Below are 7,509 nucleotides of genomic sequence, written 5' to 3'. Positions count from 1 at the left end.
GGCGTGGACGGGCCAGGGGACGGGACGGGGGTGGACGGGCCGGAGGTGGGCCGCTCGGCCAAGGGTTCGATCGTGTGGTCGTCCCGCAGGAGGAAGAACCCCGCCGCGATCAGCAGGAGCAGGGCGACGCAGCCCGCGATCAGCGAGGCGCGGGCCGAGCGCCCGGCCTGTTCCTTCGCGGCGGCCTTGGCCGTGCCCGCGGAGGCCGCCGTGCCCGCGGAGGCCGCCGCGCCGCCGGCCGCCGCGCCGCCCGCGATGCCCGGCATCCTGCCGGCGATGGTGGTGTCGGCGGTGCTGGTCCCCGCCTCGGCGGGGCCGGATTCGCCCAGCGGCACGGCCAGCGCCGCGGCGGCGGCGGCCAGCGCGGCCAGGCCGCGGCGCTCCCAGGCCGCGCCGTAGCCCGCCACGGCCGCCCTCTCCAGCTCCCGGACGAAGTCGGCCGCGCCCGGCGGACGCTCGGCGGGGCTCTTGGCCATCCCGCGCGCCACCAGGTCGCGCAGCGGCCCGGGCACCAGCTCCGCGGGCACCGGCCCGTGCAGGTGCTGGGCCATCAGCACCGCGTCCTGGTCGCCGAGGTAGGGCCGGCGTCCGGCGGCGCACTCCACGAACACGCAGGTGGCGGAGTAGACGTCGGTGGCCGGACTGGCGGGCTCGCCGTTGCACTGCTCCGGCGCCATGTACGCGGCGGTGCCCGCGGTCGAGCGCTCCCCGGAGGCCGAGGCCACCCCGAAGTCGATCAGCTTGCTGACGCCGCCGCCGTCGACGATGACGTTGTCGGGCTTGTAGTCGCGGTGCACCACCCCGGCGGCGTGCGCGGCGGCCAGCCCGAGCAGGGAGCCCTTGAGGACCGCCAGCGCGGCCTCGGGTTCCAGCTGGGGGTGCTCGCGCAGCACCCGGGCGAGGGAGACGCCCTCCACCGCCTCCATGACCAGCGCGACCCCGGTGGCCCCCTGGTAGAAGTCGTGCAGCCGGGCCACGTTCGGATGGTCGACCGAGGCCATCAGGCGGGCCTCGCGGTCGTCCGGCGCGCGCGGGGCGAGCAGTGCGCCGATGTCGACGTACTTGATCGCGACGAGGGCGTCCATCCCGTCGCGGCGGGCCAGCACGACCCGTCCATGCGCCCCCGCGCCGAGCTGCCCCAGCTCGGTGTATCCGGGCACCCGCCAGCCGCTCATCTTAGGCTCCCCCAGTCCAGCACCAATTCGGTGAGAGGCAGTTCGCGATCAGGTTATGGTCGGGCGCCCGGCACGCGCATCGCGGATTGTGTGGAACGCGGGCTCATGGAAAATGGTGAATCCGGCCGCTTTCGAAGGCCGCTCCCGGCGGTCGGCCTAGAATGTCCTCCTGCTGCTGGCGGCCGGCTGAAGGTGGACGGATCATGCGCGTGCTCGTGGTCGATGATCAGCTCATCACCCGGGCGGGCCTGCACCAGTTGCTCACCGAAGAGGGCCATCAGGTGGTCGGAATGCTGGACCATCCGGAAAAGGTGGCCTCGACGGTTTCCAGGCTCCGGCCGGACGCGGTGGTGCTGGATCTGGTGATGCCGCCCGATTTCAGTGACGAGGGCATAAAGATCGCCCTCGCACTCCGCCGCGAGCATCCCCGGATGGGGATTTTGGTGCTGTCCGATTACGCCATTCCCGAATGCGCGGAACGGCTGCTGGCGAGCGGCGAGAAAGGCACCGGCTACCTGCTCAAGGAGCGCATCATGGTGCGGCACCAGCTCAGCCGGGCGCTGCGGCACCTGATCGCGGGCGGCACCACGATGGAACCGGAGCTGATCGGCGATCTGATGAAGGCCCGCCGCCGGGACCGGCGGCTGGCGGAGCTGAGCGCCAGCGAGCGGGAGGTGCTGCGGCTGCTGGCCGAGGGGCTGACCGACCGGGGGATCGCCGAGCGCCTGTACGTGTCCAAGAACACCGTGAGCACGCACGTCCGCCATATCTTCGACAAGCTCGACCTGCCCCGCAGTTCCCTGGACAACCGGCGGGTCCAGGCGATCCTCACCTACCTCCAGCGGGACGACTGACCCGCGCAATTCCCCCTCCCTCGCATGGCGCCGATCGGATGCGGCGCGCCCTCTGACGGCGCGCCGATCCGGTCGGCGCCGCGCGTTTCGCAGGTGATCATCGCGGTTCGCCGCTGGTCACCGCGGGGCGGCCACATGCGGTCAATGACTGAGCCCCGGACCAACGTCAATCTGTGAGTTACGGTGCATTCAGTTGCAAACGCAGGCGAATCAAGGTGAGACGGATAAGAACCAACATGTTCGCGAGGTGGACGGTGGGCACCGCGCACGGGGGCGTGCCCGTCCGCCACCACGGAATCCGCAGGTGATCGGCACGTGATCGTCACGGTGACGCTCAACCCGAGCCTCGATCGCACGATCGAGGTGGACGCGCTGACGCGCGGCGCGGTGATCCGCGCCAGGTCCGCGCGGCTCGACCCCGGCGGCAAGGGGGTGAACGTCTCCCGCGCGCTGCTGGCCGCGGGGGTCCCCTCCGTCGCCGTCCTGCCGGTCGGCGGGCCGGACGGTCACCGGCTCCAGCGGCTTCTGGAGGAGCAGGGCCTGACCGTCCGGGCCGTGCCGGTGCGCGGATGTACGCGGTCGAACGTGACGATCGTCGAGCCGGGCGGGATGGTCACCAAGCTGAACGAGCCGGGGGGCCGGCTGTCGCGCGCCGAACTGGACGCGGTCGTCCAGGCGGTGGTCTCCGAGACGCGCGGCGCCTCATGGGTGGTCGCCTGCGGCAGCCTGCCCCCCGGCGTGCCGGACGGCTTCTACGGCGAGCTGTGCAAGGTGCTCGCTCCGGCACGGGCGAAGGTGGCCGTCGACACCAGCGGGCCGGCGCTGCCGGCGGCGGTGCGGGCGGGGCCCGACCTGGTCAAACCGAACCGCGAGGAGCTGACCGAGGCCGTGGGCCGGCCGGTGGGCCGGCTGTCCGAGGCGATCGACGCGGCGGGCCTGCTGTGCGCGAGCGGGGCCAGAGCCGTGCTGGTCAGCCTGGGCGCCGAGGGCGCGGTGCTGGTCGACGGCGACGGGGTCCGCACCGGCCGGGCCCCGGTGGCCCGGCCGAAGAGCACGGTGGGGGCGGGGGACGCGCTGCTCGCGGGCTTCCTCGCCGCCGGAGCCCGCGGCTCGGTCGCGCTGGCGGCGGGCCTGGCCTGGGGCGCCGCCGCCGTACGGCAGCCGGCCGGGCGCATGCCGGGCATCGACGAGATCGGCTACGACGGCGTCCACATCCAGCGGCCGCCGGTCCAGGACCGGCCGCTGATCGCCTGATCCGAGTCCCCGATCGACGGGAGGGCCGTGATGGCCACCGCGTACGCACCCCAGACCGCAGGCACCGGGCCGCGCGCCCGCGTCCAGCGGCTGGGCGGCTTCCTGGCCGGGATGGTGATGCCCAACATCAGCGCGTTCATCGCCTGGGGCATCATCACCGCGCTGTTCATCCCGACCGGCTGGCTGCCGAACAAGGAGCTCGGCGAGCTCGTCGACCCGATGGCCCTCTACCTGCTGCCCCTGCTGATCGGCTACACCGGCGGGCGGATGGTCCACGGCCAGCGCGGCGCGGTCGTCGGCGCGGTCGCCACGGCCGGCGTCGTGGTCGGCTCCGACACCCCGATGTTCCTGGGCGCGATGGTCATCGGCCCGCTGACCGCCTACGCCATGAGGCTCTTCGACGGGCTGGTCGAGGGGCGGGTGCGGCCGGGGTTCGAGATGCTGGTGGAGAATTTCTCCGCCGGCATCCTGGGCGCGGCGGCGGCGCTCGCGGGCCACGCGCTGATCGGCCCGGTGGTGCGCACGGTCACCGACGCGGCGGGCGACGGGGTCGAGTGGCTGATCGACCGCGACGTGCTGCCGGTGACGGCGGTTCTCATCGAGCCCGCCAAGGTGCTGTTCCTCAACAACGCCGTCAACCACGGCGTGCTGGGCCCGCTGGCCGTCCAGCAGTCCGCCGAGCACGGCAAGTCCATCCTGTTCATGCTGGAGTCCAACCCGGGCCCGGGCCTTGGCGTGCTGCTGGCCTACCTGGTGTTCGGGCCGCGGGGGCTGCGCGCCTCCACCCCCGCCGCGATCGTCATCCAGTTCCTCGGCGGCATCCACGAGATCTACTTCCCCTACATCCTGATGAAGCCGCGCATGATCCTGGCGGCCATCGCCGGCGGCGCCACCGGGACGGCGATCTTCCTGGCGTTCGGCACCGGGCTGGTCGGCCCGCCCGCCCCCGGCAGCATCTTCGCCTACCTGGCGCAGACGCCGCGCGGCGCGGGCAACTGGATCGGCGTCTACACCGGCATGCTCGCCTCGGCCGCGGTCTCCTTCGGCGTGGGCGCGGCGCTGCTGGGCTTCGGCAGGCTCGCCGATCCGACCGCGTCCGACGCTCCGACCGCCTCCATCACCGAGCAGGAGACCTGATCATGGTGACCAGCATCAACGGAAAGGCCGTCCGCAAACTCGTCATCGCCTGCGACGCGGGCATGGGCAGCAGCGTCATGCTGGCGACCCAGCTGCGCCGGGAGCTGCGCGGGCAGGACGTCACGGTCGAGCACAGCGCCGTCGACTCCATACCCGGCGACGCCGACGTGGTGGTCTGCCACGCGGGGCTCGCCGAGCGCGCGCGCCACGGCGCGCCCGGCCGCCTCATCGTGCCGTTCACGGTCTACATCGGCGACCCCGCCATCGGCCGGGTGGTCGCCGCCATCAAGGACGGCGGGGACCTCAGTGGCTGACGCGTTCGCGCGGCTGCTCGACCGGCGCGCCATCCGCGTGGACGCGGTGGCCGCCGGCCGGGAGGACGCCGTGCGCCAGTGCGGCCGGACGCTCGCGGACGTCGGCGCCGTGACGGCCGCGTACGTCGACAGCATGCTGGAGCGCGAACGGTCGCTGTCCACCTACGTCGGGGAAGGCGTGGCCCTTCCGCACGGCACGGCGCCCGGCCGGGGCGCGGTGCTGCGCGACGCGCTCGCCGTCCTGCGCTTCCCCGACCCGATCGACTGGGACGGCCACCCGGTGACGGTGGCGATCGCCGTCGCGGCCCGCGGCGACGGGCACGTGGCCGTCCTGGCCCAGCTGGCGCGGCTCCTGCTCGATCCCGGCCGCGCCCGAGACCTGCGCGAGGCCGCCACCGCGGCCGACATCACCCGGCTGCTACGCCCCGGAAAAGGAGATCCAGTACCGTGAAAGTCGCTCGTTTCCACGCACCCGGCGACATCCGCATCGAGGAGTCCGCCGTCCCCGAGCCCGGTCCCGGCGAATTGAAGATCCGCGTCCGGAACTGTTCCACCTGCGGCACCGACGTGAAGATAGCGCGGTACGGGCACCACCACATCGTCCCGCCGCGCGTGATGGGCCACGAGATCGCGGGCGAGGTGGTGGCCGGCGACGCCCCGGGCTGGTCGCCGGGGGACCGCGTCCAGGTGATCGCGGCCATTCCCTGCGGCGCCTGCGCCGAGTGCCGGCGCGGCCGGCGGACGGTGTGCTCGCGGCAGGAGTCGATCGGCTACCACTACGACGGGGGCTTCGCCGAGCAGATGATCGTCCCGGCGAAGGTGCTCGCGGTGGACGGGGTGAACCGCGTCCCGGACGGCGTCTCCTTCGCCGAGGCGTCGGTCGCCGAACCGCTGGCCTGCGTCCTGAACGGGCAGGAGCTGGCCCGGGTCGGCAGGGGCGACGACGTGGTGGTCTTCGGGGCCGGGCCGGTCGGCTGCCTGCACGTGCGGGTCGCCCGCGCCCGCGGCGCCGGCCGGGTCTTCCTCATCGACCCGAACCTCAAGCGGCTCGACCGGGCCGCCGCGATCGTCGAGCCCGACATGGCGCTCTGGTCCGCCGACGTCGATGTGGTCGAGGCGGTGCGCGATCTGACCGGCGGCCGCGGGGCCGACGTGGCGATCACCGCGGCGGCCTCGCCCACGGCGCAGACGCAGGCCGTGGCGATGGCGGCGCCGGGCGGCCGGGTCAGCCTGTTCGGCGGGCTGCCGAAGGACGCCCCGATCATCGCCCTGGACGCCAACCGGGTGCACTACCGGGAGCTCACGGTGGTCGGCGCCAACGGCTCCACCCCCGCCGACAACGCCCGCGCCCTCGATCTGATCGCCTCGGGCCGGGTGCCGGTCGCCGATCTGATCACCCACCGGCTGGCCCTGGCCGACCTGCGGTCCGCCCTCGACCTCGTCGCCGAGGGCTCGGCGATCAAGGTGACCATCGAGCCCTGACCGGTCCGCCCGGCGGCCGGGGGAGAATGGACGCACATCGGGACGGGCGGAGAGCACATGTACGCCGAAGAGCGGCAGCAGGCGATCCTGGAGCAGGCGCGCGCGGACGGCAAGGTCGACGTGGTCACGCTCGCCGAGCAGTTCAAGGTGACGACCGAGACGATCCGGCGCGACCTCACCGTGCTGGAGCGCGCCCGGACGGTGCGGCGCGTCCACGGCGGCGCGATCCCGGTGGAGCGGCTGGGCTTCGAACCCGGGCTGGCGGCGCGGGACGCGGTGCTGACCGAGGAGAAGGAGCGCATCGCCAAGGCCGCGCTCAACGAGCTGCCCGTCGACGGATCGATCATCATCGACGCGGGGACGACGACCTCCCGGCTGGTCCAGCTGCTGCCGGCCGACCGCGAGCTGACCGTCGTCGTCAACTCCCCGCCGCACGCCACCGTGCTCGCCACCCGCCCCCACCTGAACGTCATCATGCTGGGCGGGCGGGTGCGCGGCCGCACCCTCGCCACCGTGGACGACTGGGTCCTGCGGCCGCTGGCGAGCCTGTGGGTGGACGTGGCGTTCATGGCGACCAACGGCTGCTCGGCCGGGCGCGGCCTGACCACCTCCGACCAGGCCGAGGCCGCCGTCAAGCGGGCCATGATCGCCTCGTCCCGGCGGCGGGTGCTGCTGGCCGACCACACCAAGGTCGGGAACGACTACCTGGTGCGGTTCGGCGAGTTCTCCGAGATCGACGTCCTCATCACCGACACCGGGCTGGACGCCGAGCCGGCCGCCGAGATCGCCGCTCTCGGCCCCGAGGTCCTTCGCGTCTGACCCGGCGGACCGGTCCACGCCGGGCCGCGCAAGGTCCGCGCAAAGGGCGCGCAAGTTCGGCGCCAGCGCGGCTCGTTAGCGTCTCTCCCGTGGCACCGGGAGCGGATCCGAGTCCGGCGCCACCTCGCCGGTTCGGGGAACGCATGCGATTTCACAGCACGGGGGCAATTCGCATCACGCCCGCCGGACCGGCAGGCAGAGGACGGCGCGCGGCCAGAAGCCGCGCGGGCGGTGCCCGGCCGCGCTCCCACGGGCGGGCGCATCGCGGCCGGTCGTGCTCTTCAGGCGACCTGCCGCGCGTCCTTCAAGCGGCCGCGCGGGCCGGGGTGCCCCGCGCCGTCCTCTTCCGCGAACGGGCGTCCGAGAACGACGGGGGAGAAGGAAAGTGAAGCCACTCGATGCGATCCGGGCGCACGGCGCGCCGCAGGCGGAAGGGCACTTAGACGGTGGACGGGGACGGGACGCGCCGGGGGC

Annotated in this window: 8 protein-coding genes; 7 read left to right on the top strand and 1 reads right to left on the bottom strand. The window is 73.6% G+C overall.

What is annotated here, in order from left to right:
* A partial coding sequence (locus E1298_RS41365; RefSeq protein ID WP_131902845.1) for a serine/threonine-protein kinase occupies window positions 1-1,175 on the bottom strand: 1,175 nt, incomplete at its 3' end.
* 203 nt (window positions 1,176-1,378) lie between these two features.
* Here E1298_RS41365 and E1298_RS41360 point away from each other — a divergent pair.
* The 7 genes from E1298_RS41360 to E1298_RS41330 all read left to right on the top strand — a co-directional run bounded on the left by E1298_RS41360 (window position 1,379) and on the right by E1298_RS41330 (window position 7,035).
* Window positions 1,379-2,029 (top strand): response regulator, encoded by a 651-nt coding sequence (locus tag E1298_RS41360; RefSeq protein ID WP_131902844.1) that lies wholly within the window; start codon window positions 1,379-1,381, stop codon window positions 2,027-2,029.
* Window positions 2,030-2,344: 315 nt separating this feature from the next.
* Window positions 2,345-3,283, top strand: a complete 939-nt coding sequence (gene pfkB, locus E1298_RS41355) for a 1-phosphofructokinase (protein ID WP_131902843.1) — start codon at window positions 2,345-2,347, stop codon at window positions 3,281-3,283.
* A 30-nt stretch (window positions 3,284-3,313) separates the two neighbouring features.
* Window positions 3,314-4,420 carry a PTS transporter subunit EIIC gene (locus E1298_RS41350; RefSeq protein WP_131902842.1) on the top strand — a complete coding sequence of 369 codons (1,107 nt, stop codon included), beginning with the start codon at window positions 3,314-3,316 and terminating at the stop codon, window positions 4,418-4,420.
* Between the two features lie 2 nt (window positions 4,421-4,422).
* A complete protein-coding gene (locus tag E1298_RS41345; RefSeq protein WP_341770696.1) occupies window positions 4,423-4,734 on the top strand; it encodes a PTS sugar transporter subunit IIBC family protein in 312 nt (103 codons plus the stop codon).
* Complete coding sequence (locus E1298_RS41340; protein ID WP_131902841.1) at window positions 4,727-5,185, top strand: PTS mannitol transporter subunit IIA; 459 nt, start codon at window positions 4,727-4,729, stop codon at window positions 5,183-5,185. Before E1298_RS41345 ends, E1298_RS41340 begins: the two co-directional genes overlap by 8 nt.
* The gene (locus E1298_RS41335) at window positions 5,182-6,216 is read left to right on the top strand and encodes a zinc-dependent dehydrogenase (protein ID WP_131902840.1); all 1,035 of its coding nucleotides are present in this window, start codon (window positions 5,182-5,184) and stop codon (window positions 6,214-6,216) included. The genes E1298_RS41340 and E1298_RS41335 overlap by 4 nt, the downstream gene beginning before the upstream one ends.
* 57 nt (window positions 6,217-6,273) lie before the next feature.
* On the top strand, window positions 6,274-7,035 hold the full coding sequence (locus tag E1298_RS41330; RefSeq protein ID WP_131902839.1) for a DeoR/GlpR family DNA-binding transcription regulator: 762 nt from the start codon (window positions 6,274-6,276) through the stop codon (window positions 7,033-7,035).
* Window positions 7,036-7,509: the final 474 nt, after the last annotated feature.

It is taken from the genome of Actinomadura rubrisoli, from assembly GCF_004349215.1.
Classification (GTDB): domain Bacteria; phylum Actinomycetota; class Actinomycetes; order Streptosporangiales; family Streptosporangiaceae; genus Spirillospora; species Spirillospora rubrisoli.
The sequence above is the reverse complement of the archived record's forward strand: the minus strand, read 5'-3'. Positions and strand labels throughout refer to the sequence as shown.